11 protein-coding genes are annotated in these 14,935 nt (G+C 45.7%); 9 read left to right on the forward strand and 2 right to left on the reverse strand.

Annotated features, from left to right (window positions below):
• The 3 genes from MKX35_RS29640 to fucU are packed head-to-tail and all read left to right on the forward strand — an operon-like array spanning position 1 to position 2,556.
• Positions 1-1,446, forward strand: coding sequence for a rhamnulokinase (locus MKX35_RS29640; RefSeq protein ID WP_076298139.1), 1,446 nt, complete (start codon positions 1-3; stop codon positions 1,444-1,446).
• A gap of 18 nt (positions 1,447-1,464) precedes the next feature.
• Positions 1,465-2,115, forward strand: coding sequence for a class II aldolase/adducin family protein (locus MKX35_RS29645; protein ID WP_076298138.1), 651 nt, complete (start codon positions 1,465-1,467; stop codon positions 2,113-2,115).
• Positions 2,116-2,127: 12 nt separating this feature from the next.
• Positions 2,128-2,556: an L-fucose mutarotase gene (fucU, locus tag MKX35_RS29650; RefSeq protein ID WP_076284304.1), complete on the forward strand. Its 429-nt coding sequence runs from the start codon at positions 2,128-2,130 to the stop codon at positions 2,554-2,556.
• Positions 2,557-2,559: 3 nt separating this feature from the next.
• Here fucU and MKX35_RS29655 read toward each other — a convergent pair whose 3' ends face one another.
• A complete protein-coding gene (locus MKX35_RS29655) occupies positions 2,560-3,387 on the reverse strand; it encodes a helix-turn-helix transcriptional regulator (RefSeq protein ID WP_076298137.1) in 828 nt (275 codons plus the stop codon).
• A gap of 146 nt (positions 3,388-3,533) precedes the next feature.
• Here MKX35_RS29655 and MKX35_RS29660 point away from each other — a divergent pair, with 146 nt between their 5' ends.
• Both MKX35_RS29660 and MKX35_RS29665 read left to right on the forward strand, forming a co-directional pair.
• Positions 3,534-4,820 (forward strand): Gfo/Idh/MocA family protein, encoded by a 1,287-nt coding sequence (locus MKX35_RS29660; protein WP_076298136.1) that lies wholly within the window; start codon positions 3,534-3,536, stop codon positions 4,818-4,820.
• A gap of 319 nt (positions 4,821-5,139) precedes the next feature.
• A protein-coding gene (locus MKX35_RS29665) for an IS3 family transposase (RefSeq protein ID WP_143759361.1) occupies positions 5,140-6,698 on the forward strand; the annotation gives its coding sequence in 2 pieces (ribosomal slippage) (positions 5,140-5,773 and positions 5,773-6,698; 1,560 coding nt in all).
• Positions 6,699-6,794: 96 nt separating this feature from the next.
• On the opposite strand, the gene MKX35_RS29670 is transcribed toward MKX35_RS29665, so the two are convergent.
• Entirely contained in the window at positions 6,795-8,057 is a 1,263-nt protein-coding gene (locus tag MKX35_RS29670; RefSeq protein WP_076300070.1) for a TraB/GumN family protein, read from the reverse strand.
• 208 nt (positions 8,058-8,265) lie between these two features.
• On the opposite strand from MKX35_RS29670, the gene MKX35_RS29675 reads away from it, so the two are divergent.
• From MKX35_RS29675 to MKX35_RS29690, 4 genes are all read left to right on the forward strand, one after another.
• Entirely contained in the window at positions 8,266-9,387 is a 1,122-nt protein-coding gene (locus MKX35_RS29675; RefSeq protein ID WP_076300069.1) for a glycoside hydrolase family 88 protein, read from the forward strand.
• Positions 9,377-11,539 (forward strand): alginate lyase family protein, encoded by a 2,163-nt coding sequence (locus MKX35_RS29680; protein WP_076300068.1) that lies wholly within the window; start codon positions 9,377-9,379, stop codon positions 11,537-11,539. The genes MKX35_RS29675 and MKX35_RS29680 overlap by 11 nt, the downstream gene beginning before the upstream one ends.
• Before the next feature lie 67 nt (positions 11,540-11,606).
• Positions 11,607-13,328 carry a sensor histidine kinase gene (locus MKX35_RS29685; RefSeq protein ID WP_042186009.1) on the forward strand — a complete coding sequence of 574 codons (1,722 nt, stop codon included), beginning with the start codon at positions 11,607-11,609 and terminating at the stop codon, positions 13,326-13,328.
• Positions 13,328-14,911 (forward strand): response regulator transcription factor, encoded by a 1,584-nt coding sequence (locus tag MKX35_RS29690; RefSeq protein WP_042186011.1) that lies wholly within the window; start codon positions 13,328-13,330, stop codon positions 14,909-14,911. Before MKX35_RS29685 ends, MKX35_RS29690 begins: the two co-directional genes overlap by 1 nt.
• The last annotated feature ends 24 nt before the right edge of the window (positions 14,912-14,935 follow it).

Consider the following 14,935-nt stretch of genomic DNA (forward strand, 5'->3'; position numbering starts at 1 on the left):
ATGGATGATACGATTAAGCTTCTAGCCATAGATCTCGGCGCCAGTTCCGGAAGAGTTATGCTGGGGATATATGATGGCGATAAGCTGCAAATGGAAGAAATTCATCGGTTTGAGAATACGCCGGTACAGGTCAACGGGCATTTATATTGGGATACTCTAAGGCTCTTCCATGAAATGAAGCAAGGGGTTCAAAAAGCCTTTAGGCAACATGGAGAACTGACGTCCTTAAGTGTGGATACATGGGGAGTCGACTACGGGTTTATTGATAAAAAAGGAATGATGCTCTATTCCCCCCATCATTACAGGGATCGGAGGATGGATGTTCACCGGCTCAAATTGGAAGCGTTACTGTCACCGGCAGAGCAATTCCGTATGACCGGTCTTCAGCCAAGTGTGATTAATACACTTTATCAGCTGTTCTCTGATTTTCAGGATAATGATTCTCTTATGGAGAACGCGGATACGATTTTAATGATGCCAGATCTATTTCATTACCTGTTTTCTGGTATAAAAGCAGCAGAAAGCACGATCTGGAGTACAAGCGGCTTAGTGGATGCTGCCACGGGAGAGCTCTCCTCTGAATTATTTAACAGACTTGGGATTCCGAGTAGTCTAGTTCCACAACAGGTTCATGCGGGAACGGTTATTGGATCTATCATACCGATTATTCAAGAGGAGCTTAATATAGGCCCGATGAAAGTGATAGCCGGCGCTTCACATGACACGGCTTCAGCGGTAGCTTCGATCCCTTATACTCGTAAGGATGAAGCAGCATTTTTAAGCTGTGGTACGTGGTCGTTGGTTGGTATGGAGACGCCTGAGCCGGTCATTTCAGAGAAAAGCTATGAATATGGTTTCACAAATGAACGTTGCTACGGTAATTCTAATCGTTTGCTAAAAAACACAACGGGACTATGGATTCTACAGGAGCTCCAGAGGAATTGGGCGAAAGCAGGAGAGAATTTTAGTCAAAGTGAAATGGTTGAATTAGCCCAAACGATTAATGGGGCGCCAGCGATCATTGACCCGAATGACCAGCTTTTCAGCACACCTGGTGTGATGATGCAGCGGATTCAGGAATATTGTGAGCGAACGGGGCAACAGCCGCCTAATACGAAAGCTGAGTTTATACGCGTTATCCTTGAGAGCCTTGCGCAATCATACTGTAGAACGATTGAAGAAATGGAAGAGATCACCGGCAAGACAATCACTATCATTCATATGGTTGGCGGTGGGATTCAAAATGAGCTATTATGCCAGCTCACCGCTGATGCTACGGGTAGAGAAGTCGTTGCAGGGCCAGTGGAGGCCAGCGGAATTGGCAATATCATTGTCCAGCTGGCTGCCCTGGGGAAATTGGAAGTTTCTAAGGCGAAAGAGTTCGTGGCACGATCTTTTACCTTTAAGACATACCAGCCTTCTTTGGTGAAAAACTCTAAAAAATAGGATACGAGGAGAGAACTTATGGATAACTTGGAACAAAAACTACGTTCGCAGATTTGTGATATTGGCAGGAATTTGTTTAATAAAGATTTCATTGCCGCAAATGATGGGAATATTTCAGCACGGTTATCAGAGAATGAAATTCTCACTACCCCCAGAGCGGTAAGCAAGGGATATTTAGAGCCACATATGATTGTAAAAGTAAACTTGCAAGGTGAAGTTCTTGAAGCGGCGGAAGGATACAGACCTTCAACGGAAACCAAAATGCATTTGAGAATTTATAATGAGCTACCTGAGATGAATGGTGTGGTTCATGCACATCCCCCGTATGCTACCGCTTTTGCCATTAAAGGTGAGGCTCTCGATAAAATGATGATGCCAGAGTCGGTTATCATGATCGGGGATATTCCTTTGGCGGAATACGGAACACCTTCAACAGAAGAAATCCCGGACTCACTGATGCCTTTTCTTGGCAAAAAAACAGCAGTCCTGCTCGAAAATCACGGAGCACTTACTTGGGGAACGGATGTTATGGAGGCTTATCTGAATATGGAGAGACTCGAATATACAGCCAAGATTACCTTTATTACACGTATGATTGATGGGGAGAGAGAGCTGCCACAGCATCGGATTGATGAGCTGGTTGCTTTGAGATCTTTTTATGGGAAGTAATGAGGTGCTTGGATGTTGAAAAAAATTCCTAAGCTACTATCTCCGGAACTGGTACGTGTGATGATGGAAATGGGTCATGGTGATGAGCTTGTACTGGCAGATGCTAATTATCCAGGACACTCCTTAAACTCAAAAGTACTAAGATATGATGGTATTGGGATACCTGATCTTTTGGATGCAATATTGGAACTGCTGCCCCTAGATCATTATGTGGAACATCAGGTGGCGTTTATGGCTGTGGTTGAGGGAGATCCTACGGTGCCGGTGATCTGGTCCACGTACGAGTCGATAATCGCCAAACATGACGCTGAAGCGACGATTAAATATGAGGAGCGGTTTGATTTCTACAATCGTTCTAAGCAAAGTTATGCTGTTGTAGTCACAGGTGAAGAAGCACTTTATGGAAATATTATTATCAAAAAAGGTGTAATCAAGGCCTGATGATCAGCGATTCTGCTTGCGGTATTGCAGAGGTGAGCATTTCGCGATTTGCTTAAACACCCGCCCAAAGTGGGCGATGCTGTCAAAGCCTGTATTCTCTGCAATGGTAGTGACTTTAGTGTTAGTGCTCTGCAAGAGTCGTTGGGCTTCCTTGATCCGAATGTAGTTTAGATATTCAACAATGGTGAAGCCAGTGGTCTGTTTGAATAAACGGCAAAGATAGGTACTGCTGATGAAAAAAGTTTCGGATAGCTGCTCTAATGTAAGCTTTTCAACATAATGTGCCTGTAAATAATCGATCATTTCGTAGACTTTAAGCTGCTTCTCACTGCTCTCAGGAGCGATGGGCTCGCGGCTTATTTCTTGTACTCTGTTCATTTCAATAAATAACTGGATGAGCAGTGTCTGAAGATAGGGGATTTGCTGTGATCGATGTTCTTCTTGTTCTTTTAGCATGGAGAAGAGGATAGATTCGATGGCTCCTTGTTCATGTACTCCGGGACGCAGAAGTAAGCTTTGTGTAGTTAAAAAAGGAATACTTAGGTCGTAGTTCGCCAACGTTTTTTGCAGAAAGTCCTCCTCAAAGTTAATCAATATTCGCTCATGGCGTACTGAGCCCTTAGAAGTGGTGCGATGGAGTTCATTTTTGTTAATAAATATCAGATCACCTTTGCGTAAGGTATAAATCAGATTGTTGATATAATAGCTGCGCTCACCTGCGAGTAAATAATAAATTTCATATGTATCGTGATAATGGTCGGAATCCATGCTGAATGGGCCGGCTCTTTTGATTTGTTCAATGATAAATGGAGGTTCTAGCTCCTGTTCCATTGTAGATTTGCCCCTTTCAGATAATGAAGCTAATATATGCAAAGTTTTCGCTATTTTTGCTAATAATCGCTTAGATTTGAATGTATTTTATACTATAAACTATAAGAAGAAACGGCATCAAAATCAATAGCGATGGAGTGATCCTTGTGTCGAAGAAGAAATATGTATTCGTAGGTACCGGTGGCCGAGCGGAGTTCTTCTATGGTGAGATAACTACGAATTATCGTGAAACTTCAGAAATTGTAGGCTTTTGCGATGTGAATGGGGCAAGAATGGATTATGCGAATCGATTACTGAAAGGGAAATATCAGTATCATGCGGTTCCTACTTATAAAGCTCATGAGTTTGATCGTATGATTGAAGAGACTAAGCCGGATGTAGTTATCGTTACGAGTATTGACCGCACACATCACCATTATATTATCCGGGCGATGGAGCTTGGCTGTGATGTGATTTCGGAGAAACCAATGACGGTGGATGAAGAGAAATGTCAGGAAATTCTTGAAGCGATTGAGCGGACGGGGAAAAAACTGCGTGTTACGTTCAATTACCGCTATGCCCCGCACAATACCAAAATCCGTGAATTGATCATGGATGGGGCGATTGGAGAAGTGTTATCCGTCAATTTTGAGTGGCTGCTAAATACGCAGCATGGGGCGGATTACTTCCGCAGATGGCATCGGGATAAACGGAACAGCGGAGGGCTGTTGGTTCATAAATCAACACATCATTTCGATTTGATGAATTTCTGGTTGGGCTCTCGTCCGGATACGATCTATGCCATGGGAGATTTAAGGTTCTATGGCAGAGAGAATGCGGAGAAGCGCGGGGTGACAGAGTTTTATCAGCGTGCCCATGGTAGTAGTGCAGCGGAAAATGATCCCTTTGCGCTTCATCTAAAAGACAACGAGCAGCTTAAGCAAATGTATCTGGATGCCGAGCATGAAGATGGGTACCTGCGAGATCAAAGTGTATTCGGTGATAATATCAGCATTGAGGATACGATGGCAGTCATGGTCAAATACAAAAACAAGACGATTATGAACTATTCACTTAATGCTTATTTGCCTTGGGAAGGCTTCATTGTAGTATTTAATGGGACGAAGGGGCGGATGGAAGTTAAGGTTGTTGAACAGTCCTATGTAAACGCTGGGGGGAAGAAAGAAGATGAAGGGGCACTAAAGGACAAGCAAATCACTGTATTCCCTCATTTTGCGCCGCCTTATGAAGTTGAAATTGAAGAAGGCGTTGGGGGACATGGGGGCGGAGATCCGGTCATGCTCCGTGATATTTTTGAACGACCTGTGGAGGATCGGTTTAATCGTGCAGCTTCCCATGTGGATGGGGCGTTGTCTATTATGACCGGAATTGCGGCTAATCGTTCGATCGCTACTGGACTTCCGGTGAAGGTGGATCAGTTAATCAAGTGGTAGAAGGAAAAAGCTCAAAACCAAAAATAGTAGTAGCCTGTTTGTGAATAAACCGCTGCGGAGTGGAGGGTTCTTACGATCGCTGTTAAAGCCCAATTTCTGAATAGTAGAAAGATTAGCAGTTGAAATGGGTCTTTAAAGGCGAACACTGGCGTTTCTCCAGAATCCCTCCACCCCTCCGCTCTGTCTTCACGTCAAGTTAACTACTATTTTTAGATTGAGCTAAAAAAGTAAAAATAAAAGGCTGCCTCAAAGTGATATGCTCCCCATATAGTAGACAGGCGAAATAATAAAAACCTGCTGCTGTATGGGGAGTATTTTTATGGAACAAAAGAAGTATACGGCACTCGAAAAATTAACGATTCTCCAAGAAATTGAACGGGGCGACATTGGTTTGAAAGCTGCGGCCCGAAAATATGGATTATCCAAAACCTCTGTAGTGAAGTGGCGGCAACGTTATCAATTGTATGGGTACGAAGGGCTGGAAGTTCGAATCCACAACCGTACGTATTCCGCAGAACTTAAACTCCATGCCGTTAAGGATTATCTCGAGGGAGGATTGTCACAAAACCAAATCATCTGCAAGTATAAGATTGCAAGTTCAACCCAACTTGCCAACTGGATTAGGAAGTATAATGGTCATAGCAACAGCTTAACAGCTCATTCAGGAGGATCTAAAGCTATGACCAAAGGACGCGTAACCACTTGGCAGGAACGGATAGATATCGTGCTGTACTGCCTTTCGAACGGAGAAGACTACACGAAGGCGGCAAGCCATTTTCACGTGTCTTACCAACAAGTATATAGCTGGGTAAAGAAGTACGAAGCAGGCGGTGAAGAGGCGTTACGAGACGGCAGAGGACGTACTAAAGCGCCCGAAGAACTTACGGAAGCAGATCGCCACAAACTCGCGATGCAAAAGCTGGAGTACGAGAATGCACGCCTGCGTGCGGAGAATGCTTTTCTAAAAAAGTTAGAGGAACTCGAAAGGAGGAGACGTTAAGAACCATTCGCCAGGAGATCATCTATCTGGCCATTCAAGCCGTTCAGCAGGAACAGTCTTGCTCCATTCGACTTATGTGTGAAATCGTAGGGATTTCACGGTCAAGTTACTATAAATGGTTGAATCGCAAACCCAGTTCCCGAGAGACCGAAAACGAGAAACTGACAGAGGCTATGCTTCTCTTGTATGAGAAGGTGGAACGAACCTTTGGGTATCGTCAATTGACCCTGCATTTGCGCAGACAAATGAACAAATCTATTAACGCAAAACGAGTATACCGGCTCATGAGACGCCAAGGTATCCAGTCTGTCATCCGCAGAAAAAGAAAGAAGTATGTAGGCTCCACGCCTCAGCAGGTCGCGGAGAATGTGCTGAACCGTAATTTTGAGGCGGAAGCTCCAAACCAAAAATGGGTAACGGATGTAACAGAATTCAAATACGGCAAGGGTAAGAAGGCGTATTTAAGTGCAATAAAAGATCTGTATGACAATTCCATTGTTGCTTACGTTCTGGGCCATTCCAATAATAATTCGCTAGTTTTTAACACGCTGGAATTAGCATTGCAGGCAGCGTCGGAGAGCCGAACCTTACTCCATAGCGACCGCGGTTTCCAGTATACCTCTCTGCATTTTAAGAAGATGCTGGACGATGCAGAACTGAAGCAAAGCATGTCCCGAGTAGGCTGCTGCATTGACAATGGGCCGATGGAATCCTTCTGGGGAACATTGAAATGTGAGAAGTACTACTTACATACCTACCAGACCTTTGAAGAACTCCAAACAGATATTGATACCTACATTCACTTTTACAATAACGAACGGTTACAGGCAAAATTAAACGGCCTCAGTCCCATTGAATTTAGGACTAAGGCCGCTTAAACTACTTTTATTTTTTGTACTGTCTACTTGACGGGGTGCAGTTCAAAGTCATTGTAGATGACTAAGAGACAGCCTTATTTATTTTGACACTAGTATTTATTGTTTGACGACGTTAAAGCCGTCTTTTTGCAATTGAGTCACAATGCCATCATCACCCAGCATGTGTAGTGCACCAACAACGACAAGATAAGTCGCTTTTTTATCACTATTCAAATACTCTTTTACATGCTTCACCATGTTGGCATTCCGATCCGAAACGAGACCCTTATAGTATTCTGGCTCCTTAGCGACCGCTTGTGTCATAGCTACGAGTGATTGTTCATCCCCCTGCATCCACATTTGGGATAATGCATCCAGCGAAGCCGTTGCTGCAGCTTTGTCCGTTTGCTTGAGGCTATCGAGTGTATCAAGGAGAAGCTTTTCTTGCAATCCATCTGAGAATTGATTGAACATGTTCAGCTGCAATTGCATATTTTCCAATTCAATGATAGGTTTATTCAGTTTGCCTGCCTTCTGTGTGAAATATAGGTCGATACCCGTATCCGGTGTATAATCTGTTGTTTGCATTTGTAGGCTTGAGATACCTTGAGTAACGACCCATGGCTTATAGGAATCGAATGCATTTCCTGCAAGACCATTCGCTTTCAGAAGCGCAACAACTTTGTTATAGGTATCAGCGGATACGTGATCCTTGAGCTTGGTCCCATCTGTATAAGAACCTTTCTCCGTAAGGAACTTTTGCATCTCCGTTTGATCAACCTTTGTTAAGTCAACTTCGACCCCGAGATATTGAGACGCTTCAAAAGCAGCTTCAATTTCCGTGCGTAGCGGGTACATTTTGTCGTTAGCCACATGGATAGAGCCAAGTAGATAGACGGTATTACCGTTGTTCTCCACTTTCCATAAGAATCCGGTGCTCCCTGCAGCCTCGTTATTAGCTACAAAGGTGATGGTGCGCTGCGCCGCGTTCCATTCTACTTTATAGCCGATCGTTTCACTGATAAAGCGGACAGGAACATAGGTGACATTGTTGATGGTTTTAGGAGCCACCTCTAGTTTTTTCTTCTCCCCGTTTACCGTTGCTGTGGTACTGCCGATAGTCAGAGAGAGGGCTAGTCCATTTTTGGTCCCCGTTACGGTTTGGGTCTTTTTATTCCAATTCATATTTACATTAAGCTTCTCTAGGAGTGGACGCATAGGAACCAAGGTAGTTCCTTTTTCTACAACAGGGTTAGAATTGCCTAACTTTACTTCTGTTCCATCAATCCACACACCGACAGGCTTTTCAGCCGCATGGGCAGTGGTAAAGACAGACATAACCATGAAAATGGATAAAAATAATGCACCTAGCTTTTTCATTAATAGGACACTCCGTTTCTAAAAAAATGAAAGTTGTAAGTCACTTTCTGATTCTAACGTATTTTTCCATAAATAGTTATACGTTTTGTTACTTCGTACAAAAGTCAAAATAATGCACATCAAAGCAAAAATCGCCCCTATTAGAACCTGTTCACTCTCCTTATCATGAAACATAAGAAACGAAGAGCCCGAAGGGAGCAAGGAACTTATGTGGAGCAATGCGATTGAAGATGCGATAGAGAAGGTACGTAAAAATATAGACCGATTCGGGGGGAGATTCCCTCATGTCAGCATGAATGGAACTTACCAGCTCAATAACAATGACGACTGGACCAATGGATTCTGGAGCGGCATGTTGTGGTTGTGCTATGAATATACGCAGGATGACAGCTTTCGTATCGCGGCATCTCATACCGTAGAGGATTTCCGCCGGCGTTTCGCGGCAAAAACGGTGCTTGATCATCACGACATCGGATTTTTGTATTCGTTATCCTCCAAGGCCCAGTGGATTATAGATAAAGACGAATCCGCGCGTCAGTTGACACTGCAGGCGGCAGACTTATTACTGAAGCGCTGGCGCACAGGCGGTGGTTATATTCAGGCTTGGGGACCTGTGGGAGATGCCCAGGAAGGTGGGCGCATCATTATTGATTGTCTGTTAAATCTCCCTCTTCTGTATTGGGCGGAACAACAGACCGGTGATTCCCTATATCGGCAGGTGGCGGTCATGCAGGCGGATAAAACGAAACGTTATCTGGTGCGGGGAGATGACAGCTCCTACCATACGTTTTTCTTCGACCAGAAGACAGGAGAGCCGATTGGCGGCGCTACACACCAAGGTTATACTAACGGATCGACTTGGACGCGCGGGCAGGCCTGGGGCGTCTACGGTTTTGCATTATCTTACCGCTATACTAAGGATCCGTTGTATTTGGAAACGTCCAAGCGGATGGCCCGCTATTTTCTGGACCATTTGCCACAGGATCATGTCGCTTACTGGGACTTTAATGCTCCAGTGTCTGCGGATACGTACCGGGATAGCTCGGCCTCTGCAATTGTTGCGGCTGGACTACAGGAACTGTTGGAGCTAATGGAAGAGGGAGATCCCGAACGGGCTTATTTTCAGCAGGGATTAATACAGTCGATGACTTCACTTGTGCAGAACTATTCCACGATTGGTGAAGATGCGGAGGGGTTGCTGAAGCACGGCTCTTACCATGTACGCGGCGGTCTGTCTCCGGATGATTTCATGATCTGGGGAGATTATTTCTACCTCGAAGCGTTGCTGCGGCTGCAAAAAGGCACCAGGGGGTACTGGTATGAATGCTGATGTCCGATCAACCTCTCCCTATGCTGTCTTTACGCTACTCGACCTTGAGTTACCTGCTCTAGCGCCCGTGAAGGATGCGCTCAGCCAAGCACGGCAGGACGATGCGCTGACTGAATTGCATCGGTATTTGACTAGTCGGAGCACGCCGGGCTGGCGGGCAGAGGACAGTCGGAAACAGCAGCATATCGATTATATACAGCAATATTGCGCAGATGAGCTGGAAGTCGTAATGAAGACGGCGGATGAAGTTATGGAGCAGACGTTTCTTTTTCGGTTTCCCTGGGATATGGAGCGCAGCCGCATTCCGGTTTCCTTTGAGGAAGAAATTGACTGGCGTTATATTCCGGATAAGGATGTAGAATGGGCTTATATGCTGAATCGCCACCGCTACTGGGTGGCATTAGGACAAGCGTATGCGATAACAGGTAATGAGGAGTATGCGAGAACATTTTGCTGTCAGCTTGAAGATTGGATGGACCGTAATCCTGTTCCAGACATGCCTACGAATGATACGTTGACTTGGCGCACCATTGAAGCGGGTCTTCGCTGTGCGAACTGGATCAAAGCGTTGTCCTATATACAGGATAGTCCGCTGCTCACACCGACGCTTCTGGCGAAAGTGATGATATCCCTTCATGAACACAGCGAATATTTAGCTTTATCGTTTACGGGTTGGAAGAATATCAGCAATTGGGGCGTTCTGGAGACTTGTGGTTTATTCCAAACCGCGCTCTACTTACCTGAGTTCACTAGGGCTAAGATTTGGCGACGGCTCGGTGAGGAGAGATTAGGGGAGACGGCTAGAATCCAGGTCATGGCGGACGGTATCCATTGGGAGCAATCGCCCACCTATCACCATGAGGTTCTGGTATGTTTTCTCGACTGCATCCGCTTGGCTCGGATGAATGGACTGGAGCTACAGGATGAACTTCAGCAAAAAGTTCATCAAATGGCCGTCGCTTCCTTGTATTGGTCCAAACCGAATCATCGGCAGCCAATGCTCGGGGATAGCGATGACAGCGATGTCCGTTCGATTTTGACTTATGCAGGTTGGTTGTTCCAGGATTCTGTGCTCCGCTTTGGCGGATACGATCATATGGATTATGACAATGCCTGGTTGTTCGGAACGAGTGGAGTTGAAGGCTACGAGCAGCTGATTGCGGAGGAACCGCCTTACTTGTCGCGCTCTTTCACACATTCCGGTCATTATGTGATGCGAACGGGTTGGGACGAGCAGGACTTGTACCTATATTTCCACTGCGGACCGCTTGGTGGTGGACATGGTCACGCGGATTTGCTACATTTCGATCTGTATGCCTTTGGGCGGGATATGCTTACCGATCTGGGCAGATACAACTATAGTGATCACACACCACTTAGAAAAGCGTTAAAAGAAAGCGCTGCCCATAATACGACTACTGTTGACGGAATTGGATTCACTGAAATCACGGATACATGGTCCTTCTCCCAAATTGCGAAGCCGGCAGGCAGCAAATGGATCAGCAATCCGGACTTTGATTATGTTGAGGGCAGCCATGATGGCTACTGTCATTTGGATGATCCGGTACACCTGCTAAGGAGGATCATATTCATCAAGCCTTATTACTGGCTTCTGGTCGACAGCTTTAGCTGCCGTCAGGAGCATACGTTTTCCCAGCATTTTCATTTTGCACCCGGAGCGGTTCAGATGGAAGACGAGACATTCATTTGCCGTACAAACAATGAGCAGGAAGCCAATCTTTGCATCATTCCCGTTAATGTTAAAGGACTTCAGGGCAAGATTGATGACGGGGTAATCTCCCGCGAATACAATCTGCTGGAACCCAATCAACATGCCGTTTACTCCCGAACGGGAAAAGGAACGGTATCGATGATGCAGATGCTGTACCCGCAGCCTTCCGGTGAGCCGTTCTGTCCACTGGTTGAACAGGTGCCGATTTACCGACATACGGGTGAACCTGTGGATGCTGTGCAGGCGGAGGCATGCCGCATCAGCTTCCCTGAAAGGAATGAGGAGCATATTATCGTGATCAGCCACGAGGTTCCATCCAGTCACTTGGATTCCTATGTAGTGGAAGGTATACAAATATTTGGTGAAGTAGTGCTTATTGTTTTCGCAAACGGTCAAAAGAAAGTCACGGTAATCAAATAATGCATGTATACTGGATAACGGGCTGATAGAATAAAAGAAAAGAGCATGAGAGAGGCGCGGAGAAAACATGTTCAAATTCACTTACTATAGACGTATCCAGGTTTCATTTCTTTTGCTGATTTTTATTCCGCTGATTGCAGTATCGATCATCTCCTTTGTGCTTATTCGGGATACGATGGTAGAAAAGCTGCAGCTCAGCAACGATAACTTTCTGAACGTTATGATTGACGAACTAAACAAGACCATTGATGATGTGACATTTGCATCGCATTTTATTGTAAACGATACCAATTTTCGCGCCAATCTGAAGGTCTTTGCAGATACCGAGCGATTGAACACCTATCAGGATTACGTACATTTTACGCAAATTCAGGATGTGTTTTCGCTCATCAACTCTAAGCCGCTAAATAATAACATTCGCATGTATTTGGTTAACCGGAAACACTTTGTGATCTCCTCTGGGACTGAGAATTTATCCGTGATTAATGCCAACATGGACAAGCTGATGGGACGTGTCAATATTCACGAACCGGAGACCTTGCAATGGCTTGGGATGGCTGACAGCGGTTCCGGTAAAAGCAGTAGCTACTATATTGCCAGAGTAATCTATGATAGCCGGGAGAAACAGCAGGTGTCCGTGCTTCTCATCTCGATTCCCGATGCCTATTTCAACAAATTGCTCGGGCCGGTCGAGTTTGGCAAGCTGGCGTTGTTTGATTCCAGAGGAGGTCTGATCGCCGGGAACTCAGAGCTAGCCCCAGAAGGCAAGGAAGCTAGAGGGAGCGTGCGTACGGCCAGAGCCATCGACAAATCCAATTGGGAGCTGGTCTATGAAGCTTCAGAGAAAGAATGGTCGGGCCAGATTTCGCGAACTTTTTATAGTGGTATTGGTTTAGTGCTTCTCTTGTTTATTGTCTTTTCGGCTACTTCCATGCTGATTGCCAAAAGATTGCATAGTCCGATCATGAAGCTGCAGCGCGTTGTGCGCCAGTTCGGGATGGGGAATCTTGATGTCAGGCTGGAGGTCAAGGGCAAGGATGAAATCGCTGAGCTGGGGCAGACATTGAATACTATGCTGGATCAACTGCAAGGATTGATTCACGACATCGAGCTGGAGCAAGAACAGAAGCGAGTGATGGAACTTGAGGCGCTGTTTATGCAGATTCGTCCCCACTTTTTGATCAACACGTTGAATTCGATCAAATGTAGCCTTATTTTGGCTAAAGATAAGCTGCACAGCGGGATCATTGATTCGCTAATGAGTCTTCTCCGTGCCTATCTGAAGGTCAATGAACCGGCTACCTTACGGGAAGAATGCAGACTGCTTAGCCATTATATCGACATCATGAAGATCCGCAACGAAATCCCTCTTGAACTGGAGGTCGATCTGGAAGCGGATACAGAGAAGCTCATCGTTCCTAAACTTATTCTGCAGCCTCTCGTAGAGAATGCCATCGTTCACGGTCTAGTTGACCACCCGGCACCGCGTATTGTCGTCCGTGCCCGAACGATCCCTGATGGGATTATGATTGAAGTCGAAGACAATGGCTGTGGTGCAGGGGCAGAAATTCTGGCAGGACTGAACCGCAGATTGCTCTACAAGGACGATGAACAGGATGGAACTTATCAAAGGGTCGGTTTAATTAACGTGGTTCAAAGGCTGAGGCTGACCTATGGTCAGGATACCCGCTTGTCGCTGCATAATTTGCCGCAAGGTGGGGTGTCCGTTTCTCTGTATTTGCCGCAAGGCAATCATCAGGTTAATCTGTCGGAGAGAGAGGGATATTGATGTATAAAGTGATGCTCATAGATGATGATGTTCCTATGCTCAAGGTGCTTCAGCAGATGATTGACTGGGAAGCACATAGCTTGCAGATTGTCGGCAGCACCTATTCCAGTGCCAAGGCGTTATTAATGTTTGAGGAAGTACAACCCGATATCGTGATCACAGATATTGGCTTGCCGCAAAAGAACGGGATTGAGCTGGCCGATTACTTTACCCGGATGAAGCCGGAGGTCAGAATTATTTTCCTGACCTGTCATGAGGATTTCCATTATGCTCAGCAAGCGGTAAAGCTGAAGGTGGATGATTATTTAATTAAGGACCAGCTTACGGACGAGCAACTGGAGAAAAGCCTTGCCAAGTCTGTACGCTTGCTTAAATCGAAGATCGGGCTAATCAAGCATGGGGAAACGGGATACAATAGCCAGTTATTCCGGCAAAATCTGCTGCAAAGGGTGATTGGCGGCGCTCCGCCCGAAACCACGCTAGCCTATGCGACGCAAATCGGCATATCCTGGACGTATCCGTGGTTCATGCTGGGCACGGTCAGCATTCACTTTTCCAGTTTCGAGAAGAGGTACAAGCAGAGCGAGTATCCACTTATTTTATATGCCATCTACAATATAGCCCTAGAGCTGTCCGAAGCGTGTGAGGGGATTACGCCTTTTTTGGAGCAGAAGAATATTGTGATTCTGTATAATTACCGTGTGAATCTGGCGCAGAATGCCAGTCTTTATTTTCATGATTATTTACAGCGATTGTGTTCCGAGTGCTCCCATCTCCTTAAGATTCAACCGGGCATCATCGCAGTCACTGAGAAAATAGAGCTGCAGGCGATCGGACAGATTCATCGGCAAATTGTCCAGGATAAGTGCGAGTTCTATGCGAGTGCGGAATACACAGTTCTGGATACTCTGCAAATCGCTACCCCTCGCTTCCAGCCTGCTCCTCAAGGATTTCTGGATAGTTATATCCCGCAGATGGAACGGGCCGTGATTAAAAATGATCTTGAAGCCATCCGTGGCACTCTTCAGGAAATCGCTAGGACTGCAAAAGTTATGGCTATCCATCCGGGCGATTTCGTCCGGGATTTATCCTTTATGCTCCGAGGTATCGAGCTGATGTTCACTAGCCTAACATTCGATGAGGATCTGTTCGTCTATCTCGTGCAAACCCGCACACTGGAGGATACGATGGAACTGGTGGAAAGAAAGCTTGTGCAGATTACAGGCAACAAACAGCAGGTGGCGGGAACTCCCCCGCAGGAGCCCAAGCTGCAGCTTATCCAGCAATTTATCGATCAGCATCTTGGCGATAACATCACTTCAATTGATATGGCACGTTATCTCTTTCTGGACCCGAGCTATTTCTCGCGTTATTTCAAACGCATGACAGGTCTGACTTTTACGGACTATGTACATCAGCACAAGATGAAGGTTGCGACCAAAATGCTGAAAATCTCCAGCCAGAACCTGGAATCGCTAGCCGTTGGTTTGGGATATTCGGACAGAACCTATTTTTCAAAAGTGTTTAAAAAATATGTGGGAACAACACCGAGTGAATATAAATCCAAACACTCGGTACGCTGAGAAGCGCAATTCTCAACCTACCGA

This window comes from Paenibacillus sp. FSL R5-0923, from assembly GCF_038009145.1.
In the GTDB taxonomy this organism is placed as follows: domain Bacteria; phylum Bacillota; class Bacilli; order Paenibacillales; family Paenibacillaceae; genus Paenibacillus_AQ.